Consider the following 20,759-nt stretch of genomic DNA (forward strand, 5'->3'; position numbering starts at 1 on the left):
GCGTCCTCTTTCGCCCCGATTTCGGAACCCATTGCGCCCGCTCCCGTTCAGATTGGGCGGGCAGCGCCTTCTTCCGCGCATCCGGCGCCGCCCCCCATGAGCGAATGTCATGAACCAAATCCGCGCGGAACGAACCGGAGCCCGCCGGAGGACCCATGCCCTACTGGACCGAAACCGCCCTGATCTTTGTCACCGCACTCTCTGCCGCCTGGGCGGTGTGCTTTCTGCTCTACCGGTTGCTGCTGACGCGGCTGGTGCGGGATGAAACCTTCTGGCGGCCTCTCCTGGCACGGACGCGCGGCCCGGTTCAGCTGCAACTGATGATCATGGCGACCTCGTTCGCGGCGAATATCACGCCCCTGCCGCCGCAGCAGGGTGCGCTGTTGCGCCATATCCTGCTGATCGCCTTCATCGCCTGCGTGACATGGTTCGTGCGTACGGCGCTCGATATCTGGATGTCGCTGCACCTGCGCCGCTTCCGGATCGACGTCGAGGACAACCTGCTGGCGCGCAAGCATGTGACCCAGACGCGCATCCTGCAGCGGGTCGGGTCGATCCTGATCATCGCGGTGGGGTTCAGCGTCGCCCTGATGACGATCGAGGGGGTGCGGCAGTATGGCGTCAGCCTTCTGGCCTCGGCCGGTGCCGCCGGTATCGTCGTCGGTCTGGCGCTGCAGCCGGTCCTGCGCAACATCTTTGCGGGCGTGCAGCTTGCGCTGACCCAGCCGATCCGGATCGACGACGCGGTGATCGTCGAGGGCGAATGGGGCAATATCGAGGAAATCACCGCCACCTATGTCGTCATCCGCGTCTGGGACAAGCGGCGGCTGATCGTGCCGCTGAGCTACTTTCTGGAACAGAGTTTCCAGAACTGGACGCGCAATGACGCGACGCTGCTGGGGGTCGTGCTGATCCATCTGGATTTTGCGACCGACGTGCCCGCGCTGCGGGCCGAGGCGGAACGGATCGTGCGGTCCTCCCCCCTCTGGCGGGGCGAGGTATTCGCCCTGCAGGTCACCGACTTCAGCGCGCGAGAGATCGAGGTCCGCATCCTTGCCGATGCGACCAATGCGGGCAAGGCCTTTGACCTGCGCTGTTATATCCGCGAGGAACTGCTGGCCTATCTGCAGCGTGAACAGCCGCAGGCCCTGCCCCGCACGAGGAACGAGGTCATGGCCGTGCTGGAGGACATGCAGGCCCGTGACCTGCCCCGCCGCGACGGGGCCACGCGTGACCGCACGAATTAGCCGCACGAACTAGATGGGTGTCATTCCCCGCCGCTCGCCATGCGGCGGGTGGCAATGACCTCTTCCAGCCACCCCTGCCGCATCTCGGGGACCGAGGCGAGCAGAAGCTCGGTATAGGCGTCAAAAGGCGGCGCCAGCACCTGCGGTTTGGGTCCGCTGCGCACCACGCGGCCCCGGTGCATCACGGCGATGTCGTCGGCGATGGCGCGCACCGTCGCGATATCATGGGTGATGAACAGATAGGCCACGCCTTCCTCCTGCTGCAACCGCTGCAAGAGCCGCAGGATACCCTCCGCCACAAGCGGGTCGAGCGCCGATGTCACCTCATCGCAGATGATGAGACGGGGTCGCGCCGCCAGCGCCCGGGCGATGCAGACCCGCTGTTTCTGCCCGCCCGACAGTTCCGCCGGATAGCGGTCGGCGAAACCCTTGCCCAGTTCGATCTCTTCCAGCAGCTCGGCAACGCGGCGGTCGCGTTCCGCCCCCCGCATCCCGAAGTAGAAGGTCAGCGGCCGCCCGATGATCGTGCCCACGGTCTGGCGCGGGTTCATCGCCGTGTCCGCCATCTGGTAGATCATCTGCAACTCGCGCAGGTCGGTCTTGCCGCGCTGGCCGAGGCGGGGTGGCACGGCGCGCCCGTCAAAGAGGATCTGCCCCTCGGCCGGGGGCAGAAGCCCGGTGATGACCCGCGCCAGCGTCGATTTCCCCGAACCGCTTTCGCCCACGATGGCAAGCGTCCGCCCCGGCGCCAGATCGAGCGTGATGTCGCTCAGCACATCGGCGGCAAGGCCGGGATAGCGCGCGGTCACGCCCTCGATCCGCAGGACGGGCGCGCCGGCGGGCGGCTTGGCGGGATGTTCGACCTGGCGGACCGATACCAGCGCGCGGGTATATTCCTCGCGCGGGGCGTTGATGATCTGCTCGGTCGGCCCGCATTCCACCGTCTTGCCGTGGCGCAGCACCATGATCTCGTCCGAGACCTGCGCCACCACCGCCAGATCGTGGGTGATATAGAGGGCCGCGACCCCGGTATCGCGGATCGCCTCCTTTATGGCGGCCAGAACCTCGATCTGGGTCGTCACGTCGAGCGCGGTGGTGGGTTCGTCGAAGATCACCAGTTCCGGCCCGGGACAGAGCGCCATCGCCGTCATCACCCGCTGCAACTGCCCGCCCGAGACCTGATGCGGATAACGCGCGCCGATCCGGTCGGGATCGGGCAGCCCCAGCCGGGCAAAGAGCGCCCGCGCCCGCGCCTCGGCCTTGGCGCGCGGGGTGCCCTGGGCCAGCGTCGTCTCGATCACCTGCTCCATAAGCCGGCGCGCGGGGTTGAAGGCCGCCGCCGCCGACTGCGCCACATAGGTCACGGCCTTGCCCCGGATGCGGCGCAGCCCGCCCGGCCCCTGCGCCAGGATATCGCGCCCGTTCAGCCGCACCGCGCCCCCGGTGATCCGCACGCCGCCGCGCCCATAGGCCATGGCCGACAACCCGATGGTGGATTTGCCGGCGCCGGACTCGCCGATCAACCCCATCACCCGGCCCCGTTCCAGCCGCAACGACACGCCATCGACGATGGTCACGTCACGCGGGGCCTCGCCGGGCGGGTAGGAGGTCGCCTCGATCTTCAGGTTCTCGATTTCCAGAAGCGCGCTCATCCGCGGCCCCCCTTGAGGCTGGAGGTTCGGGTCAATATCCAGTCGGCGACCAGATTGACGGACATGGCCAGCGCGGCAATCGCCACCGCCGGGAACAGGGCCGCAGGCACGCCATAGACGATCCCGTCCTTGTTTTCCCGCACGATGCCGCCCCAGTCGGCCAGGGGCGGCTGCACCCCCAGCCCCAGGAAGGAAAGCGTCGAGATGAAGAGGATCATGAAGATGAACCGGAGCCCCGCCTCGGCCACCAGGGGCGACAAGGCGTTGGGCAGGATCTCGCGGAAGATGACCCAGCCCGTGCCCTCGCCGCGCAGGCGGGCGGCCTCGACAAAGTCCATCACCTCGATATCCACGGCGACGGCCCGCGACAGGCGGAAGACCCGCGTGGCCTCGATCAGGCCCATGACAAGGATCAGCACCGGCAGCGTCACCGGCATCACCGACAGGATCACCAGCGCCATGATCAGCGCGGGGATCGACATCATCAGATCGACGAAACGCGACAGCGCCTGATCGACCCAACCGCCCGCGACCGCCGCCAGAAAGCCGAGCGTCGCGCCGGTGGCAAAGGCCACGACCGTCGCGGCCAGCGCGACAAAGATCGTGACGCGCCCGCCCCAGATCATCCGCGACAAAAGATCCCGGCCGATACTGTCAGTGCCCAGCCAGTGATCCGCCGACATCGGTTCCCACACGCCGCCCGCGACCTGCGCCATGCCATAGGGCGCGATCCAGGGGGCAAGGATGGCGGCCCCGAAAAAGACCGCCGTGACCAGAAGCCCGATCAGGGCCAGGGGGGGAATACGCGTCATTTCGGATGCCTCAGCCGCGGGTTCGCGATGATCGCCACGATATCGGCGACCATGTTCAGCCCGATATAGACGGCCGCAAAGACAAGGCCGCAGGCCTGCACCACCGGCACGTCGCGCTTCGACACATGATCGACCAGATACTGGCCCATGCCGGGATAGACAAAGACCACCTCGACCACCACGACGCCCACCACCAGATAGGCGAGGTTGAGCATCACGACGTTCACGATCGGCGCCACCGCGTTCGGCAGCGCATGGCGCGCGATGATGGTAAAGCGGCGCAGGCCCTTCAGTTCCGCCGTCTCGATATAGGCCGATTGCATCACGTTCAGGATCGCCGCGCGGGTCATCCGCATCATGTGGCCCAGCACCACCAGCACCATCACCAGCACCGGCAGCGCGATGGCCTCGAACTTCTGCATCAGGCTCATGCCGGCATGGATGGTCGAGACCGAGGGAAAGACCCGGAACTGCACCGCCAGCGCGAACATCGCCAGATAGCCCAGCAGGAATTCCGGCACCGAGATCGTCGCAAGCGTCGTGCCCGAGATCAGCCGGTCGGGCCAGCGCCCCTGATAGCGCACCGCGACCAGCCCGAGGATCAGCGCCAGCGGCACGGCGATGGCCGCCGCCGTCCCCGCAAGGAACAGGGTGTTGCCCAGCCGGGTGGACATGGCCGCCGCGATGTCCTGCCCGTTGCTGAGCGCGCGCCCCAGATCGCCCTGCAGCGCGCCGCCGAGCCAGCTGAGATACCGCGTCAGCGGTGGCTGGTCGAGCCCCAGCTCGGCCCGCAGATTGGCCAGCGCCTGGGGCGTCGCCGACTGCCCCAGGATCGATTGCGCAACGTCGCCCGGCAGCATCTGCGTGCCGACAAAGATCAGCACCGAGGCCGCGAACAGCAACAGGCAGCCCAACGCTATGCGCTGGACCACCAGTTTCAGCAACAGACCGCCCTGCATCCGGCGCGCCCTCAGGCGAACCAGCATTTATGCGGGGCGTAGCCGTTCATCAGATCCTGGTTCGGGTCGTCGATCCAGCCCTGCAACTCGGTCGCATTGGCCGAGATGAAGTCGTTGAACATCGGCAGGATCAGCCCGCCCTCGTCCCGCACCAGATAGGCCATGCGCGAATACATCTCGCGGCGGCGGGTTTCATCCAGTTCGCCCCGCGCCTCGACCAGCAGGCTGTCGAATTCGGCGTTCTCGAACCGTGTGTCGTTCCAGTCGGCGGTCGAGGAATAGGCCGTCGAATACATCTGGTCCTGCACCGGCCGCCCGCCCCAGTAGGACGCGCAGAAGGGTTTGACGTTCCAGACATCCGACCAGTATCCGTCGCCCGGTTCGCGTTGGATCTGCAGCGGGATGCCCGCCGCCTGCGCCGATTGCTGAAACAGCGCCGCCGCGTCCATCGCGCCGGCAAAGGCCACGTCGGAACAGCTCATGACGATGGGGGACCCGTCATGGCCCGACCGCTGATAATAGAAGGCCGCCTGTTCCGGGTCGTATTCGCGCTGCGGGATCGTGTCGTCAAAGAACGGATAGGCCGCGTTGATCGGGAAATCGTTGCCGACGCTGCCATAGCCCATCAGGATCTTGTCCACCATGTCCTGCCGGTCCACGGCGAGCTTCAGCGCCATGCGCAGGTCGGCATTGTCGAAGGGCGCGGTGTTGCAATGCATGATGAAGACGTAATGCCCGCGCCCCGATACGTTGGTGATCTGCACGTTCGGCGCGCGCCCCATCAGGCCCGCGACCTTGGGGTCGATCCGGTTGATCAGATGCACCTGCCCCGATTGCAGCGCCGAGGTGCGGGCGGTGTTGTCGTTGATCACGAGGATCTCGACGGAGTCGAAATGGCCCTGGCTTTCGTCCCAGTGGTCGGGGAATTTCTCGAACACCGCGCGGACGCCGGGCTCGAAGTTCACGACACGGTAGGCGCCGGTGCCCACCCCGGCCGCAGGCGCCTCGGCCCCGCCCTTGGGCTGCACGAGCAGGTGGTAATCGGCCAGCAGATAGGGCAGGTCCGCATTCGGCGAGGCAAGCGTGATGACGACATTGTCGCCATCGACCGCCATGTCCTCGATGCCCTGCATGATCCCCAACGCGCCCGATTGCGAATTCTCGTCCGAATGGCGGCGCAGGGTCGCCAGCACGTCGTCGGGCGTCATCGTGGTGCCGTCGTGGAACGTCACGCCCTGCCGGATGCGGAAGGTCCAGACCCGTGCGTCGGGCGTGCTGTCCACCGACTCGGCCAGCCGCATTTCCAGCCCCTCGCCCGAGGGGTCGAGCTCGACCAGCGGCTCGCCGAACATCCGCAGCAACTGGAACGTCACCTGGTTGGCCGCCAGCGCCGGATCGAGGCTGTCGGTCGACCCGCCGCCCTGCATCCCGATGCGCAGCGTACCCCCCTTGCGCGGCCCGTCGGCGCGCACCGCCGTGGTCAGCATCGTGCTTGCCGCGGCAGAGGTCAGGCCAAGCGCTGTCGCCCGGCCCAGAAAGTGGCGGCGGCTCAGGTTGCCCCGCACGGTGCGGGACAGAAGGTATTTGAGTTCGTCGTTCATTTCCGGCTTCCCTGTTGTTGTGCCCGGTTGCGGCGTAATTGCCATGCGGGCCTCATCTGGTTGCGTCTGGTCTGGTCGTCTTGTCGGTATCGGTGTGGTTCTCGGTTCCTCAGCTTCGGGCTTTTGCCCCGGATCATGGCATTTGCCGGGGCGTTTGTCACAGATGATCCCGCGGGATGCTCTCCCGGATTTCGCGGGAATGGATCAGGCGGTCACCCTCATAGGCCTCCAGTTGCGCCCGGAGGTGAAACTCGCGCGGATCGGACCAAAGTTCCGTCCGCGCCTCGGTCCGCAGGCGCAGCCCGTCGCGTTCGACGACCTGCGTCCAGTGGGTCTCGCCCCGGGCCGAGGTGGGCTCATCGGGGTGGATCGACCAGCGTTCGCGCAGCACCGAGCCCGCGATCAGCCCATGGTTCGGGTCGCGCGCCTCGCCGAAATCATCCTCGATCGTCAGGGTGACGGTGCCGGTCCGGCGGCAGATGGTCGTGTCGCGCCGGTGCGATTCCGCGCGCAGCATCTCCAGCGCAAGGGGCGGCGCGCTTTCGGGCGGCGCAAAGGTGACTTCATCGGCATCCCCTGCCCCCGGGCGGACTGGCAGCGACAGCGCACCGCCCGTCAGCGTCAGCGTGACCTTTTCCGGCGCGGGCCAGATCATCGGGAAATAGCTGCCGGATATCGCGACGCGCAGCCGGTGCCCCTCGGGCAGCCGCCAGGCGATATGATCAAGCGGCACCGTCACCTCGATTTCCTGCCCCGGGGTCAGGGGCTCCGGCACCTCATGCCCGTTCCGGTGGCAGAGGTTCAGCACGCCCCAGCTGATCCGGGTCGAGGCGCCGTCGGGATGCAGGTGGTTCAGCCGCACCACCACATGCGCCACGGGCCGGTCGGCTTTCAGCCGCAGCCGCAGGGCGGGCGCGCCGAAGATATCGGTCTGGCCCAGGGGCGCGCTGTCGAAACAGGCCGAAAGCGCATCGTCCCGGCGCTGGTCGCCGGGCATCTCGGGGCCAAGGAAGATCGCGCAGAACTCTCCGCTGTCGATGCCGCAATCCTGCGGGCTGGCGAGGGGAAGGGCGAAATCGCCGCTCGTGTCACCCAGCGTCCCGTGTCCTTGCGGCGTCAGGCCAAGCGCCATGTCCTGCCGCGCCACGCCCGGGTCCGGCCATGCGGGGGCGGTGATCCAGTGGCCGGGGCGATGGGCATACCACGCGGCGGGGCGGTCACCATGGATCAGATAGGCGGCATAGGCCGGATCGTCCCCGGTCCCGGCGGCCCCCTTCAGATGCCGGTCCCACCAGCGGACGGCCTCTTGCAGAAAGCCGATGCGCGGTTCGGGCGCGGCGAAATGGGGGTATTTGTGAATCCACGGCCCCACGATCCCGCGCACCGGCGCGCGGATGTGTTCCACCAGTTGCGGCACCGCGTTCTTGTAGCTGTCGCCCCAGCCGCCCACCGCCAGCACGGCGGCGCGGATGGCGCCGTAATCCTCGCAGACGGACCCGTGTTTCCAGTAGGCATCGCGCCGCTGGTGGCGGAACCACGGGATGGCCAGAAAGGGCTCCCGCTCCAGCCGGTCCAGCCAGACCGCGTGCCAGTCGTCGCGGATCGCGGGGTCCGGCGGGCGCGAGGAAAACGACCACATCGTCCCCGCCCAGCCAAGGTTTTCCCCCAGCATCGCGCCGCCCTTGTAGTGGATGTCGTCGGCGAACCGGTCCACCGTGGAACAGAGCGTGATGATCGCCTTGAGCGCGGGCGGCGCCAGCGCCGCCACCTGGAGCGAGTTGAACCCGCCCCAGCTGATCCCCATCATCCCAACCGCGCCGCTGCACCAGGGCTGGCGCGATATCCAGTCGATCACGGCCACCGCGTCGTCCAGTTCCTGCGGCGTGTATTCGTCGGTCATCAGCCCGTCGCTGTCGCCATTGCCGCGCATGTCCACCCGCAGGCAGGCATAGCCATGGCCCGCCAGGTAAGGATGGGTCAGCTGGTCGCGCATCGCCGTTCCGTCGCGCCGGCGATAGGGCAGATATTCGAGGATCGCGGGAACCGGCGCGGCCCCTTCCCCGTCGGGCAGCCACAGCCGCGCGGCCAGCCGCGTGCCGTCGGGCAGCGGTATCCACAGATGCGGCGTTTCCGTCACCGCATGGGGAAAGTCGCTGCGCACCGTCATGCCGGAACCGCAAGCCCCGGCAAGGGGCGCCCTGCCCCCACATGCCGCCCGGCGGCGTCCGGCCGGGGCAGCCGGCTGTCGCGCGCGGCGCGGTCCCCCAGCCGGGCCAGCACCCCGGGCGCGGCCGCGCAGGTGCGGCCCGCGCCTGTATCCACATGCAGAAGCATCTGCTCGATCGTGGCGATCTCCACCTCGCCCCCGTCATCGCGCCGCGACAGGCTGATCCACAGGTGCAGGCGCTTTTCGTCATGGCCCAGCACCTGCACGCGGCCCGTCAGCCGGTCGCCCAGCCTTGCCTCGGCCAGATGGCGCAGATGCGTTTCTGCCGTGTAATAGCTGTGGCCGCCGCGCACATAGTCGATCCCCGCGCCGATGGCGCCAAGGAACTGGTCAACACATTGCGACCCCGCGAAAAGATAGCGGCTCTCGGTCATGTGGCCGTTGTAGTCGATCCATCCGGGAAGAACCAGTAGCTCTGTCTCATTTGCGACATCGGGTGTCGCGGACGACGCTTTGGCCTCGGCCGGCAGGCGGTCGGCCAGCAGGCGGTCATGGGCGTTCAGCACCCGCCCCGCGCCCCAGTCCCGGTCCTTGAGCGCGCGCAGGAAGGCCACGAGGTTCTCATCGCGGATGCGTTCCAGATCGCGGATCGAATGATGCCCCGACTGTGCGTCCGACTGGCTGGCGATGCGGTCCACCAGCGCTTCGGTAAAGGGGGGCGTGTCGGTCAGTTTCGACCAGGGCCATTCCAGTGCCGGGCCGAACTGGGCCATGAAATGCCGCATCCCGGCCTCGCCCCCGGCGATCCGATAGGTCTCGAACAGCCCCATCTGCGCCCAGCGAAGCCCGAAGCTCAGCCGGATCACCTCGTCTATCTCTTCGGTGGTGGCGATGCCGTCATGGACCAGCCACAACGCCTCGCGCCAGAGCGCCTCCAGCAGGCGGTCGCCGATATGGGCGTCGATCTCCTTGCGCACCAGGAGGGGGAACATGCCGATCCCGCGCAGGATATCCTGCGCCGCCGCGATGTCATCCGCCGCGTTGGCGGGCGACGGGACCAGTTCGACCAGCGGCAGCAGATAGACCGGGTTGAACGGATGCGCGACAAAGATCCGCCCCGGCGCCCGCGCCCCCTGTTGCAGTTCGGACGGCTTGAACCCCGAGGTCGAGGAGCCGACCGGCGCGTCGCTTGCCGCCTGGATCTCGGCCAGCACCCGGTGTTTCAGGTCAAGCCGTTCCGAGACGCTCTCCTGCACCCAGTCGGCGCCGGTGACGGCCGCGGCGATGTCGGGGACAAAGCTCAGCCGTCCCTCGGGCGGCAGGCCGGTGTCGGACAGCGCAGGCAGTGCCGCGCGCGCGTTGGCGATCACCGCGCCGATCTTGCGCTCCGCCTCCGGGTCGGGGTCGAACACGGCGACATCCCAGCCGTTCAGCAGGAACCGCGCGGCCCAGCCGCCCCCGATCACGCCCCCGCCGATGATCGCGGCCTTGCGGACGGGGCCCGTCACCAAACCGGTCATGCGACGCCCCCTGTCAAAACCGGGGCGCGTTTCGTCAAGCCGAGCCGTTCCCGCACCGCGCCCGGGCCGATCACGCGGCTGCCCATCGCTTCGATGATCGTCACGGCCCGTTCCACCAGCTGCGCATTGGTCGCCAGCTGCCCGCGCGCAAGCCACAGGTTATCCTCCAGCCCCACGCGGACATTGCCGTCCGCCAGCACCGCCGCCGCGACGTAATCCATCTGGTTGCGGCCCAGCGAAAAGGCTGACCACTGCCAGCCCGCCGGAATGTTGTTCACCATCGCCAGAAAGGTGTTCAGGTCGTTCGGCGCGCCCCACGGCACCCCCATACATAGCTGCACCAGCGCGGGGCTCTCCAGCACGCCCTCTTCGACCAGCTGGCGGGCGAACCACAGATGGCCGGTGTCAAAGGCCTCGATTTCCGGTTTGACGCCCAGCCGGGTCATCATGCCCCCCATCGCCCGCAGCATCCCGGGCGTGTTGGTCATCACGTAATCCGCCTCGGCAAAGTTCATCGTGCCGCAATCGAGCGTGCAGATCTCCGGCAGGCACTCGGCGACATGGGCCATGCGTTCGGTCGCGCCGATCATGTCGGTGGCACCCTCGCGGGGCGGCAAGGGCGCCTCGACCCCGCCCAGCACCAGATCGCCGCCCATCCCGGCGGTCAGGTTCAGCACCACATCGGTCTCGCTGTCGCGGATACGTTCCGTCACCTCGCGGTAGAGCGCCGGATCGCGTGAGGGGCGGCCGGTTTCAGGGTCGCGCACGTGGCAATGGACGATGGCCGCGCCCGCCTTTGCCGCCGCGATCGCGGCGTCGGCGATCTGCGCGGGGGACCGGGGGACATGCGGGCTGCGATCCTGCGTGGCGCCGGACCCTGTGACGGCACAGGTGATGAATACCTCCCGGTTCGGGGAAAGCGGCATCGGGAACTCCGTTCGAAACTGCGTCTTGATGCGGCCAAGGATAGGGAGGTTGCGCGACGCCGCTTGACGGAATACGCTGCGCTCATGACGGAACGCGCCACAATCCCTCCGCTTGATGTTGGCCTTCTGGTCATGCCCAATGCCTCGCTTCTGACGCTGGGGTCGATCGTCGATCCGATGCGGGTCGCGAACCGCCATCTCGGCCACCGCGCCTATCGCTGGCGCATCCTGTCGGATGACGGCGCGCCGGTGCCGCTCACCTGCGGGGTGCATCTGCCGGTCGATGCGGCGCTGGCCGACGCCGCCGACCCCCCGCCCGAGGTGCTGGCGGTTCTGGCGGGATATGGCGCGCGCGACATGGCGCGGGGGCGCATCGTGCCGGCGCTGCGGCGGGCGGCGCGCGGGGCGCGGCTGATCGTGGCGGTGGACAGCGGCAGCTGGCTTCTGGCGGCGGCGGGGCTGATGCAGGGGCGACGCGCCACTACCCATTGGGAGGATCTGGAGGATTTCGCCGCCCGCCACCCCGAGGTCGATCTGGTGCCCGACCGCTATGTGATGGACGGGCGGCTTTTGTCCGCCGGGGGCGCGGGCCCGGCGCAGGACATGATGCTGACGCTGATCGAGGCGCGCCACGGCCCGGCGCTGGCGATGGAGGTCGCCGGCACCTTCATCCTGACGCGCCGCCCGCCCAGCGAAAGCCAGCGGCTTGCCATCGCGGCGGGCGCGCGCAGCGGTGGCGATCCGCGCGTCGCCGCCGCCATTGCCCGGATGGAGGGCCGGCTGGACACCCCCGAACCCGTGGCCGAGACCGCCCGTGCCGTGGGCCTGTCGCTGCGGCGGCTGCAGGCGCTGTTCTCGCGCGAAATCGGGATGGCGCCCAAGGATTACGCCCTGGAACTGCGCCTGCAGGCGGCGCGGCGGCTGGTGGCGGACAGCCACGCCCCCCTGTCGGAAATCGCCCTGCGCTGCGGGTTTTCGGCCCAGTCCGCGCTCAGCCGCGCCTATCGCGCCCGGTTTGGTGAGCCGCCTTCGGCCCTGCGCCGCCGCTAGGGCGTCAGGAACCCCGCCATCCCGTGCACCAGCGCCGCAAAGCCCGCCCTTGCGCCGGGGCTCATGTGCCGCGCGCGCAGCCAGCCATGCACCATCTGCGGCTCGCAGCGATAGGAACAGGCGACATCCGCCGCAATGAGCCGCGACGCAAAGGCCGCCGCGTCGTCGCGCAAGGGGTCGAACCGCGCCGCCGTGACAAAGGTGGGCGGCAGATGCGACAGATCGGCGGCCAGCAGGGGGTTGGCGACCGGATCGTCGGCCGGGGCCGCAAGGATCGCGCGGTAATACAGCACATCGGCGGTGGTGAGGCCCGGCGCCTCGGCCATTTCCACATAGGACCCGGCGCAGGTATCCCCGCCCAGCGTCGGATAGATGAGCGCGAGCCCCCGCAGCGCGCCCCTCTCTGCCCCCAGCGCGACCCCGGCCGCCAGCTGCCCGCCGGCGCTGTCGCCTGCCAGAATGACGCTTTGGCCGGCGCCGGTCAGCGCGGCCAGCACCGCAGCGCAATCCTCGGCCGGGGCGGGCCAGCGGTGTTCGGGCGCCAGCCGGTAGTCAACCGCGATCAGCGCCACACCAAGCGCCGCCGAAAGCTCGGCGCAGATCGCGTGATGGCTGTCGCGCGATCCCACGACGAACCCGCCGCCGTGCAGGTAAAGCACGACCGCATCGTGATGAAGCGTCGCGGGGCGATAGCGGCGGACGGGGATGCCGGCCTCGGTCCCGTCCTCCCATGTCAGCCCTGCGGGCGGGGGCGGGTCGAAGGCCCGGCACAGTTGGTCATACCACGCCCGCTGCTGCGCGACGGAGGCCCCCGTCGCATCGTCGGGATAGAACCGCGCCACCTGATCGATGAAGTCGAGGATTTCAGGCTCGGACGGGACGGGGCGCATCGGGGTCCTTTCGGGGCAGTGCAGGGTCCGGATGAGGAAGAACCTGCCCCCTGTGGAACGCCCTGTCCACCCGGGCCGTCAAATCACATCTGACATGCCGTCGCGGCATCAGGGCGGTAAGCCACGCTTTGCCGCCCCTTGCGGCGTAATCAGGCGCAACCATGCCCGGAAATCGGGCAGCGCGCGTTTTTTGCACGGTTGGGACAGGTGTTGCCCCAGATCGTGCTTGCGCTGCGCGATGGGTTGATTAATCGAGCCATCAAACTTGGTTTCTCGTGTAATCAGATGAACGAAACCCGACCCGGATCAATGCAGCAGATTGCCGATGCGCTTGGCGTGTCGCGGGCAACCGTGTCGAACGCGCTGCGGGGCACGGGCCGGGTGGGGCGCGAGCTGGCCGAACGCATCCGGGCCGAGGCCGCGCGGAGCGGCTATGTGCCCAGCCATGCGGGGCGGTCGCTGCGCACCGGCAAAAGTGCGAATATCGGCCTTGTGGTGCCTGATTTCGCGATGCCGCTCTTTCCCGTCTTTGCGCAGGCGTTCGAGCGCGCGGCCAAGCGGCGCGGCATGGCGATCATGGTCGCCGACAGCATGGGCGCGGCCGAGACCCAGCGCGAGGAGATCCGCAACATCGTCGCGCGCGGTGTGGACGGGCTGGTGGTGATCCCGCTGCGCGGATCGAACCTTGCCGATCTGGCGCTGCCCGTGCCGATGGCAGTGGTGGACAGCGCCGCGAACCCGCTCAACGCCGCGTCCTGCGATCACCGCGACGGCGGGCGGCAGGTGGCGCGGCATCTGGCGGATCTGGGCCACCGGCGCGTCGTCATCCTGGTCAGCGCCGAGGAATCGACCGTCAGCGCCGAACGCCAGCGCGGCATGGAAGAGGTGTTCCGCATCCGCGACGTCCGCTGGAAGGTGGTGGCGCTGCGCCCGGATTTCGACAGTGTGCATGACTGGGCCATGGGCGCCGACATGAGCGGCGATCTGGGGGGCGCGACCGCCTGTGCCGCTGCCTATGACGCGGCCGCCGTGGGCTTTGCGACCGCCATGGCTGCGCGGGGCTTGCGCGTGCCGCAGGATATCTCGGTCACGGGGTTCGACGACCTGATCTGGGGCCGCATCCTGTCGCCCGCCCTGACCACCGTGCGGCAGGATCTGGCCGCTATTGCCGAACAGACGCTGGCCGTGCTGGCCGACGGCGCCGCCCCGGGCCGGATCTTTCCGGTCACGCTGGTCGCGCGCGGGTCGAGCGGGCCGGCACCCCGATCATGAAACTCACCCAGAACAGGCCCAGGACCGGCCCACAACAGGAAGGACAACACGAGAGATGACACGCCGACTGTTTTCCACCGCCGCAGCCCTTGCGCTTGGCGCGGCCACACCCGCGCTGGCGCAGGTGCCGACGCTGACCATTTCCGTCTACGGGATCGCGCAGGACGAATACAAGGCCGCGCTTTACGACCCGTTCGAGGCGATCTGCGGCTGCCGTCTGGTGGTCGAGACCGGGAACAGCTCCGAACGGCTGGCCAAGCTCGAGGCGAACCGCGCAGCCCCCGTGATCGATGTCGCGGCGCTTTCGGATGCCGATGCGGCAGAGGCCGCGCAAAAGGGCCTGATCCAGCCGATCGACCCCGCCGCGATCACCAATCTCGACAGCCTTTACGACTTTGCCCGCGATCCGGTCGGCGGCAACCATGCCATCGGCTACACGTTCTATGGCACCTCGATCGTCTATCGGTCCGACGAGGTGAGCGTGGACAGCTGGCTCGACCTGTTCAGCGACGAACTGCGCGGCCGCGTGGCGCTGCCGAACATCACCACGACCCAAGGGCCACTGGCGCTTTACATGATCGAGCGCGCGGCAGGCGGCGAGAGCGACGATTTCGACACTGCCATCGCCATGGTGGCCGAGCATCGTGACGACATCGTGACCTTTTACGAGCGCGGATCGCAGATCCCGCAGCTTTTGCAGCAAGAGGAAATCCTCGCCGCCGTCGTTGGCCGGTTCGGCTGGTCGAACATCCTGCGCACGGGCCTGCCGGTCGCCTGGGCGGAACCGGCCGAGGGCCAGACCGGCGGCATGAACGTCCTGACCGTGGTCGAAGGAACCGAGCAGGCCGAGCTTGCGCATCAGTTCATCGACTTCTGGCTCTCGACCGAGGTGCAGACCCGTCTGGCCGAGGGCCTGATCGACAGCCCGGTCAACACCACCGTCACCGTGTCCGAGGACATCGCCGAGGGGCTGACCTATGGCGCCGAGACGGCGGCCGCGATCAGCTTCATCCCGCCGGCGGTGCAGCTGGAACATCGCAACGCCTGGATCGAGGGCTGGAACAACAACGTCGCCCGCTGAAGGCGCATGGGCCGGGCCTTGTGTCCGGCCCGCAAGGGAACACGCCACATGTTCGAGAACCGACGCATCGGCCTTGCGCTGATCGCCCCGGCGACGCTTTTCGTCCTGCTGGGCTTCATTCTGCCGGTGCTGGTGCTGCTGGCCGGCGCCTTCCGCGCTGATGGCGCCTGGACGCTGGCCAATTACATCGACTTCTTTTCCCGCCCCCTGAACCAGGAGGTGTTCCTGCGCACGCTGCGGCTGGGCTTCTGGGTCACGGCGGTGTCGGCGGTGATCGGCTATGGTGTCGCGCTCGCGGTGGTCGAGGCCGGGCCGCGCGCCAAGGGCCGGCTGGTGGCGCTGCTGGTCCTGCCGCTGATGATCTCGCCCGTGGCGCGGACCTATGCCTGGCTGGTGATCCTGGGGCGGACGGGGTTCGTGAACGTGGCGCTGGGATGGGTCGGGCTGACCGATGAACCGATCCGGTTCCTGTTCACTGAAACCGCCGTGTTCATCGGGCTGATACAGCTTTTCTTTCCGCTGATGGTGCTGCCGCTGATCTCGTCGCTGGAAAACCTGCCGCGCGATGTGGTGCCGGCGGCGCGGGTGCTGGGGGCCTCGTGGTTCTCGGTGTTCTTCAAGGTGATCCTGCCGTTGACGCGCGAGGGGCTGGTGGTGGGCGGCACACTGGTCTTTGTCGGCTCGCTGACCGCCTATGTGACGCCCGCCATCCTGGGCGGGTCCAAGGTCCTGATGCTGGAAACATTGCTTTATCAGCGCGTGGCGGTTGCGAATGATTATGCCTCGGCCGCGGTGATCGCGGTGATCCTGATCGTGATGAGCGTAGCCGCGAACATCCTGTTGCGCCGCCTCGCATCCGTGAAACGGAGGAGAACGGCATGAAGGCCGCGGGACATCTTCTTCTGGCGCTGGTGCTGCTGTTTCTGATCGGCCCCTTCGTCATCATCTGCATGGCCGGGCTTTCGGCCGGCGAGGCGCTTTCCTTCCCGCCGCAGGGCTGGTCGCTGCGCTGGGTCGCGCGGGTGTTCGAGATCCAGAGCTTCCGCGCCTCGTTCACACTCTCGATGGTGCTGGCGGTGGGGGCGACGCTGCTCGCGCTCGTGCTGGGCGTGCCCGCGGCCTATGCGCTGGAACGCTACAACCCCCCGGGGGCCGAGGCGATCCGGTCCGTCGTGACCGCCCCCATCGTCGTGCCAGGGATCATCGTAGGCCTTGCGCTGCTGCGCCATCTGGTGATCCCGACGGGGATGACGGTGACGGTTGCGCTCTTTCTGGGCCACACCGCGCTTCTGGTGCCCTATGCGGTGCGGGTGGTCTCGGCCAGCCTTGTGAACCTGCGCCCCGATATCGAAGAGGCCGCCGTGATGCTGGGCGCCAGCCGGGCCGGCGCCTTTTTCCGCATCGTGCTGCCAAATATCCGCAACGGGATCATGGCAGCCTTCATCATCGGCTTCATCACCTCGTTCAATCAGGTGCCTGTGTCGCTGTTCCTGACCGGGCCGGGCATCACCACCCTGCCCATCGAAATGATGTTCTACATGGAATTCAACTACGATCCCTCCATCGCGGCGCTGTCGGGCCTTCTGGCGCTGATGACGCTTGCCGTCGTGATGGTTGCGGAACGGCTCCTGGGGCTTTCACGCTATGTCTGACGCTTTCCTGACCCTTGACGACCTGACGCTGCGCTATGGGCGCACTGTCGCGGTAGACCGGCTGAACTTCGGCCTGAAGGCCGGGGAGCTCGTGGCGCTGCTCGGCCCTTCGGGCTGCGGCAAGACGACGACGATGCGTGCCATCGCCGGGCTGATGAAACCTGCGGGCGGGCGCATCGTTCTGGACGGGCGCGACATCACCCATGTGGCGCCGAACCGGCGCGGCGTGGGCCTTGTGTTCCAGTCCTATGCGCTGTTCCCGCATCTGACGGTCTATGAGAATGTGGCCTTCGGGCTGCGGCTCGCGCGCGTTCCGGCGGCGGATCTGAAACGGCGGGTCGAGGCGGCGCTGGCCTCGGTCGGGCTTGCGGCCTTTGCCGGGCGCCAGCCGCGCGAATTGTCGGGCGGGCAGCAACAGCGGGTGGCGCTGGCGCGGTCGATCGTGGTGGAACCCAAGCTTTTGCTGCTGGACGAACCGCTCTCGAACCTCGACGCGCGGCTGCGTCTGGAAATGCGCTCGGAACTGTCGCGGCTGCAGCGCGACCTGGGCATCACCATGGTCTATGTGACCCATGACCAGGCCGAGGCGCTGGCGCTTGCCGACCGGATCATCGTCATGCGCGACGGGCTGATCGAACAGACCGGCACCCCCGAGGAAATCTATGAACGCCCCGTATCGGCCTTCGTCGCGCGCTTCATCGGGTTCGAGAATACGTTTGAGCTGACGGACGGCAAGCTGGCGGGGCGGCTCGATCCCGGCTTCGCTGCGGGCGGGGCGGCGGCGCTGGCCTGGCGGCCGCAGGCGGTGGTGCTGGGCACGGGCCCGCATCGGGGGCGGGTGATCGGCGCGTCCTATCTGGGGCAGATGGTCGAATACCTGCTCGCGACCCCCCTGGGCGAGATCAAGGCCGAGGCCCCGGCCAGCGCGCCGCGTCACGCGATGGGGGCCGAGATCGGATTTGACCTGCCGCAGGCTGGCGCCGTCGCGCTGGAACGGGCGTGACCTTGGCCCCCGTCTTGACCCCAGCCTGGATCGACAGCGACATGGGGTTCGACGACCTTGCCGCCGTGGCGATGGTCGTGGCCTCGGGGCGGCGCGTGGCGGGCCTGTCGCTGGTCGCGGGCAACAGCCCCCTGCCCCGGGTGATCGCCAATGCGCGGACGGCGGCGGACCTCTTTGGCTGGGACTTTCCGCTTTACGGCGGGGCGGCGCGGCCGCTGGTCGGCGATCTGGTGACGGCGGGCTATGTGCTCGGCGACAACGGCATGCCGGGGGGCACCGCCCTGCCCGAGCCGCCCGCCGGCCCTGACCTGCCCGCCATGCTGCCCGCCCTGATCCGCTTTGCCGAAGGGGGCGGGCGCGATCTGCTGGCGCTGGGGCCGCTGACCAATATTGCGGTTTTTGCGCTGGCACGGCCCGATCTGGCGCAGGGGATGCGGCTGATCTGGATGGGCGGCGCGCCCGGGCGGGGCAACCACACCGCCACGGCCGAGTTCAACGCCGCGGTCGACCCCGAGGCGGTGCAGGTCGTCATCGATGCTGGCGTGACGATCCGAATGGTGGGTCTTGACCCCTGCCGGCAGGTCACGGTGGGGCTGGACGACGTGCGGCTGCTGGCCGGCCGGGCGGGTCCCCATGCGTCGCTGCTGGCGGGGCTCATGGAAGGGTATTGCCGCATCGCCGCCGATGGCACCCGCCCGATGGCGCTTTACGATCCGGTCGCGGCTGCGGCGCTGGTTGCGCCCGACACCGTGAGTTTTGCCCCCGCCCGTCTGGATTGCGAGCTTTCAGGCCGCCTGACGCGGGGCATGACGGTGATCGAGTGGCGCGCGGCCAAAGCCGCACCGAACGCCCTGATCGCCACGGATGCCGATGCGGAGCGGATACGTGCGCTTTTCATGGGCGGGCTGGCCCATGCCGCGAAAGGAAAGACCCGATGACAAACCCGAACCCCGCGACCGACGCCCGTGCCGATGACCTGAACGACGCTGGCCTGCGCGACCGCGCCGTGGCCGCGGCCTGCGCGCGCGCGCCCTTTGACATTCTGCTGACGGGGGGCATCGTCGCCGACATGGCCACGGGCGAAACGCGCGCAGCCGATGTGGGAATCGTGGGGCCGCTGATCGCCTCGGTCCATGCGCCGGGCACGCGGGACGACGCGGCGCGGATGATCGACCTTGCAGGCGCGGTGGTGGCGCCGGGGCTGATCGACATGCACATGCATATCGAAAGCTCGATGATGACGCCCCGCCGCTATGCCGAGGTGGTCGTGCCCCAGGGGACCACCACCGTCTGCTGGGACCCCCATGAGGTCGGCAATGTCGCGGGACTCGACGGCGTCCGCTGGGCGATCGGAGCGGCGCGCGGCCTTGACCTGCGGGTGCTGGCGCTTGCGCCCTCCTGCGTGCCCTCGGCCCCGGGGCTGGAACGGGCGGGCGCCGATCTGGGCGCTGATGCGATGGCCGAGATGCTGTCCTGGCCCGATATCCACGGCGTGGCCGAGGTGATGGACATGCGCGGCGTGCTGGACCGCAGCCCCCGGATGCGCGGCATCATCGATGCGGGGCTGACCAGCGGCAAGCTCGTCTGCGGCCATGCCCGCGGGCTCTCTGGCGCCGATCTGCAAGGGTTCGCCGCCGCCGGGATCGGCTCGGACCACGAAATCACCTCGGGCGCCGACATCGTGGAAAAGCTGCGCGCGGGCTTCACGGTCGAGCTGCGCGGATCCCATGATTACGTCCTGCCGGGGGTGGTGGCCGAGTTGATGGCCCTGCCCCGCGTGCCGCAGACGCTGACGCTGTGCACCGACGATGTCTTTCCCGACGATCTGGTGGAAAAGGGCGGCATGATCGACCTGATCCGCCGGCTGATTGGCTATGGCCTGCCCGCGATGGAGGCGCTGCGCGCCGCGACGCTCAATGCGGCGATGCGGTTGGGCCGCGCCGATCTGGGGCTGGTCGCGCCGGGGCGGCGGGCCGATCTGGTGGTGTTGGACGATCTGGCGGCGCTGAAGGTGCGGCGGGTCTTTGCCTCGGGGCGCGAGGTAGCGCGGGATGGCGTGGCGCTGACCGCGGCGGCATCAGAGATCAGCGCGGGCTTTCGCGGCACGGTGCGCGTGCCGCCCATGCGGCCAGACGATTTCATCCTGCGCATCGACGCGCCCGACGGGACGGAAGTCGAGGTGCAGACGATCTTTCGCCCCCGCTTTACCGAATGGCGCAGCCGGGTCCTGACGGTACGGGACGGGCGGCTGGACTTGCCGCCGGACGTGCTCATGATGGCGGTGGTCCATCGCCACGGGCTGGCCGCACCCACCCCCGTCCTGGGCCTTCTGGAGGATTGGGGGTCCTGGACCGGCGCGCTGGCGACAACCGTTGCCCATGACAGCCACAACCTGACCGTCTTTGGCCGCGCGCCGTCGGACATGGCGGCGGCCGCGAATGCGCTGATCGGCTGCGACGGCGGCATGGCGGTGGCCAGGGATGGCGAGGTCACGGCACTGCTGCCGCTGCCGGTCGCGGGCCTTCTGTCGGACGCGGCGCCCAAGGAGATCGCGCGCGCCTTCCGTACCCTGCGGGACGCAGCCGACACGGTGGCCGACTGGGCGCCGCCGCTCCGCAGCTTCAAGGCGGTGGTCGGCGCAAGCCTTGCCTGCAACCCCGGCCCGCATGTGACCGACATGGGTCTTGCCTGCGGCACGACAGGGGAATTCCGGCCCCTTCTGCGCTGACGGGCGGGGGCCCGCCGCCGGCCTTCAGCCCGCTGCGCAGCCGATCCATGAAATTGACACAGTTCCCGCATTTCGCCCTTGCACACCCCCCGGCACCCGGCTAAATGACCCCCACAGCGCGCCCGTAGCTCAGCTGGATAGAGCACCAGACTACGAATCTGGGGGTCAGAGGTTCGAATCCTTTCGGGCGCGCCATTTA

17 protein-coding genes and 1 tRNA gene are annotated in these 20,759 nt (G+C 68.5%); 10 read left to right on the plus strand and 8 right to left on the minus strand.

Features of this window, described 5'->3' with window-relative positions; all coding sequences use genetic code 11:
- The first annotated feature begins 155 nt into the window (after positions 1-155).
- A complete protein-coding gene (locus tag ACFSGJ_RS02175) occupies positions 156-1,247 on the plus strand; it encodes a mechanosensitive ion channel family protein (RefSeq protein WP_390259105.1) in 1,092 nt (363 codons plus the stop codon).
- 20 nt (positions 1,248-1,267) lie between these two features.
- Here ACFSGJ_RS02175 and ACFSGJ_RS02180 read toward each other — a convergent pair whose 3' ends face one another.
- From ACFSGJ_RS02180 to bcoG, 7 genes are all read right to left on the minus strand, one after another.
- Positions 1,268-2,899 carry an ABC transporter ATP-binding protein gene (locus tag ACFSGJ_RS02180; protein WP_390259107.1) on the minus strand — a complete coding sequence of 544 codons (1,632 nt, stop codon included), beginning with the start codon at positions 2,897-2,899 and terminating at the stop codon, positions 1,268-1,270.
- Positions 2,896-3,711 carry an ABC transporter permease gene (locus ACFSGJ_RS02185; protein WP_390259108.1) on the minus strand — a complete coding sequence of 272 codons (816 nt, stop codon included), beginning with the start codon at positions 3,709-3,711 and terminating at the stop codon, positions 2,896-2,898. Before ACFSGJ_RS02185 ends, ACFSGJ_RS02180 begins: the two co-directional genes overlap by 4 nt.
- Positions 3,708-4,670, minus strand: a complete 963-nt coding sequence (locus ACFSGJ_RS02190) for an ABC transporter permease (protein WP_390259110.1) — start codon at positions 4,668-4,670, stop codon at positions 3,708-3,710. Before ACFSGJ_RS02190 ends, ACFSGJ_RS02185 begins: the two co-directional genes overlap by 4 nt.
- Before the next feature lie 11 nt (positions 4,671-4,681).
- Positions 4,682-6,271, minus strand: coding sequence for an ABC transporter substrate-binding protein (locus ACFSGJ_RS02195; protein WP_390259111.1), 1,590 nt, complete (start codon positions 6,269-6,271; stop codon positions 4,682-4,684).
- Between the two features lie 157 nt (positions 6,272-6,428).
- A complete protein-coding gene (locus tag ACFSGJ_RS02200) occupies positions 6,429-8,438 on the minus strand; it encodes a CocE/NonD family hydrolase (RefSeq protein WP_390259113.1) in 2,010 nt (669 codons plus the stop codon).
- Entirely contained in the window at positions 8,435-9,958 is a 1,524-nt protein-coding gene (locus ACFSGJ_RS02205; protein WP_390259115.1) for a carnitine 3-dehydrogenase, read from the minus strand. The genes ACFSGJ_RS02200 and ACFSGJ_RS02205 overlap by 4 nt, the downstream gene beginning before the upstream one ends.
- Entirely contained in the window at positions 9,955-10,884 is a 930-nt protein-coding gene (bcoG, locus tag ACFSGJ_RS02210) for a 3-dehydrocarnitine:acetyl-CoA trimethylamine transferase BcoG (RefSeq protein ID WP_390259116.1), read from the minus strand. The genes ACFSGJ_RS02205 and bcoG overlap by 4 nt, the downstream gene beginning before the upstream one ends.
- Positions 10,885-10,968: 84 nt before the next feature.
- On the opposite strand from bcoG, the gene ACFSGJ_RS02215 reads away from it, so the two are divergent.
- A complete protein-coding gene (locus tag ACFSGJ_RS02215) occupies positions 10,969-11,934 on the plus strand; it encodes a GlxA family transcriptional regulator (RefSeq protein ID WP_390259117.1) in 966 nt (321 codons plus the stop codon).
- Here ACFSGJ_RS02215 and ACFSGJ_RS02220 read toward each other — a convergent pair.
- Positions 11,931-12,824: an alpha/beta hydrolase gene (locus ACFSGJ_RS02220; RefSeq protein WP_390259119.1), complete on the minus strand. Its 894-nt coding sequence runs from the start codon at positions 12,822-12,824 to the stop codon at positions 11,931-11,933. The genes ACFSGJ_RS02215 and ACFSGJ_RS02220 overlap by 4 nt on opposite strands.
- A gap of 285 nt (positions 12,825-13,109) precedes the next feature.
- Here ACFSGJ_RS02220 and ACFSGJ_RS02225 point away from each other — a divergent pair, with 285 nt between their 5' ends.
- The 8 genes from ACFSGJ_RS02225 to ACFSGJ_RS02260 all read left to right on the plus strand — a co-directional run bounded on the left by ACFSGJ_RS02225 (position 13,110) and on the right by ACFSGJ_RS02260 (position 20,755).
- Positions 13,110-14,096, plus strand: a complete 987-nt coding sequence (locus ACFSGJ_RS02225; protein ID WP_390259121.1) for a LacI family DNA-binding transcriptional regulator — start codon at positions 13,110-13,112, stop codon at positions 14,094-14,096.
- Positions 14,097-14,151: 55 nt separating this feature from the next.
- Entirely contained in the window at positions 14,152-15,177 is a 1,026-nt protein-coding gene (locus tag ACFSGJ_RS02230; RefSeq protein ID WP_390259123.1) for an ABC transporter substrate-binding protein, read from the plus strand.
- 48 nt (positions 15,178-15,225) lie between these two features.
- Positions 15,226-16,059 (plus strand): ABC transporter permease, encoded by an 834-nt coding sequence (locus ACFSGJ_RS02235; protein ID WP_377403116.1) that lies wholly within the window; start codon positions 15,226-15,228, stop codon positions 16,057-16,059.
- Entirely contained in the window at positions 16,056-16,829 is a 774-nt protein-coding gene (locus tag ACFSGJ_RS02240; protein WP_377403118.1) for an ABC transporter permease, read from the plus strand. The genes ACFSGJ_RS02235 and ACFSGJ_RS02240 overlap by 4 nt, the downstream gene beginning before the upstream one ends.
- Complete coding sequence (locus ACFSGJ_RS02245; protein ID WP_390259124.1) at positions 16,822-17,832, plus strand: ABC transporter ATP-binding protein; 1,011 nt, start codon at positions 16,822-16,824, stop codon at positions 17,830-17,832. The genes ACFSGJ_RS02240 and ACFSGJ_RS02245 overlap by 8 nt, the downstream gene beginning before the upstream one ends.
- Complete coding sequence (locus ACFSGJ_RS02250) at positions 17,829-18,770, plus strand: nucleoside hydrolase (RefSeq protein WP_390259126.1); 942 nt, start codon at positions 17,829-17,831, stop codon at positions 18,768-18,770. Before ACFSGJ_RS02245 ends, ACFSGJ_RS02250 begins: the two co-directional genes overlap by 4 nt.
- Positions 18,767-20,560, plus strand: a complete 1,794-nt coding sequence (locus tag ACFSGJ_RS02255) for an adenine deaminase (protein WP_390259127.1) — start codon at positions 18,767-18,769, stop codon at positions 20,558-20,560. Before ACFSGJ_RS02250 ends, ACFSGJ_RS02255 begins: the two co-directional genes overlap by 4 nt.
- A 118-nt stretch (positions 20,561-20,678) precedes the next feature.
- Positions 20,679-20,755, plus strand: a tRNA-Arg gene (locus ACFSGJ_RS02260).
- The last annotated feature ends 4 nt before the right edge of the window (positions 20,756-20,759 follow it).

The organism is Halodurantibacterium flavum, from assembly GCF_042681825.1.
Classification (GTDB): Bacteria; Pseudomonadota; Alphaproteobacteria; order Rhodobacterales; family Rhodobacteraceae; genus Halodurantibacterium; species Halodurantibacterium flavum.

Bases quoted from the DNA above. Each gene is read 5' to 3' on its own strand.
- ACFSGJ_RS02175 (WP_390259105.1), top strand. From the start codon at position 156: ATGCCCTACTGGACCGAAACCGCCCTGATCTTTGTCACCGCACTCTCT.
- ACFSGJ_RS02180 (WP_390259107.1), bottom strand. From the start codon at position 2,899: ATGAGCGCGCTTCTGGAAATCGAGAACCTGAAGATCGAGGCGACCTCC.
- ACFSGJ_RS02185 (WP_390259108.1), bottom strand. From the start codon at position 3,711: ATGACGCGTATTCCCCCCCTGGCCCTGATCGGGCTTCTGGTCACGGCG.
- ACFSGJ_RS02190 (WP_390259110.1), bottom strand. From the start codon at position 4,670: ATGCAGGGCGGTCTGTTGCTGAAACTGGTGGTCCAGCGCATAGCGTTG.
- ACFSGJ_RS02195 (WP_390259111.1), bottom strand. From the start codon at position 6,271: ATGAACGACGAACTCAAATACCTTCTGTCCCGCACCGTGCGGGGCAAC.
- ACFSGJ_RS02200 (WP_390259113.1), bottom strand. From the start codon at position 8,438: ATGACGGTGCGCAGCGACTTTCCCCATGCGGTGACGGAAACGCCGCAT.
- ACFSGJ_RS02205 (WP_390259115.1), bottom strand. From the start codon at position 9,958: ATGACCGGTTTGGTGACGGGCCCCGTCCGCAAGGCCGCGATCATCGGC.
- bcoG (WP_390259116.1), bottom strand. From the start codon at position 10,884: ATGCCGCTTTCCCCGAACCGGGAGGTATTCATCACCTGTGCCGTCACA.
- ACFSGJ_RS02215 (WP_390259117.1), top strand. From the start codon at position 10,969: ATGACGGAACGCGCCACAATCCCTCCGCTTGATGTTGGCCTTCTGGTC.
- ACFSGJ_RS02220 (WP_390259119.1), bottom strand. From the start codon at position 12,824: ATGCGCCCCGTCCCGTCCGAGCCTGAAATCCTCGACTTCATCGATCAG.
- ACFSGJ_RS02225 (WP_390259121.1), top strand. From the start codon at position 13,110: ATGAACGAAACCCGACCCGGATCAATGCAGCAGATTGCCGATGCGCTT.
- ACFSGJ_RS02230 (WP_390259123.1), top strand. From the start codon at position 14,152: ATGACACGCCGACTGTTTTCCACCGCCGCAGCCCTTGCGCTTGGCGCG.
- ACFSGJ_RS02235 (WP_377403116.1), top strand. From the start codon at position 15,226: ATGTTCGAGAACCGACGCATCGGCCTTGCGCTGATCGCCCCGGCGACG.
- ACFSGJ_RS02240 (WP_377403118.1), top strand. From the start codon at position 16,056: ATGAAGGCCGCGGGACATCTTCTTCTGGCGCTGGTGCTGCTGTTTCTG.
- ACFSGJ_RS02245 (WP_390259124.1), top strand. From the start codon at position 16,822: ATGTCTGACGCTTTCCTGACCCTTGACGACCTGACGCTGCGCTATGGG.
- ACFSGJ_RS02255 (WP_390259127.1), top strand. From the start codon at position 18,767: ATGACAAACCCGAACCCCGCGACCGACGCCCGTGCCGATGACCTGAAC.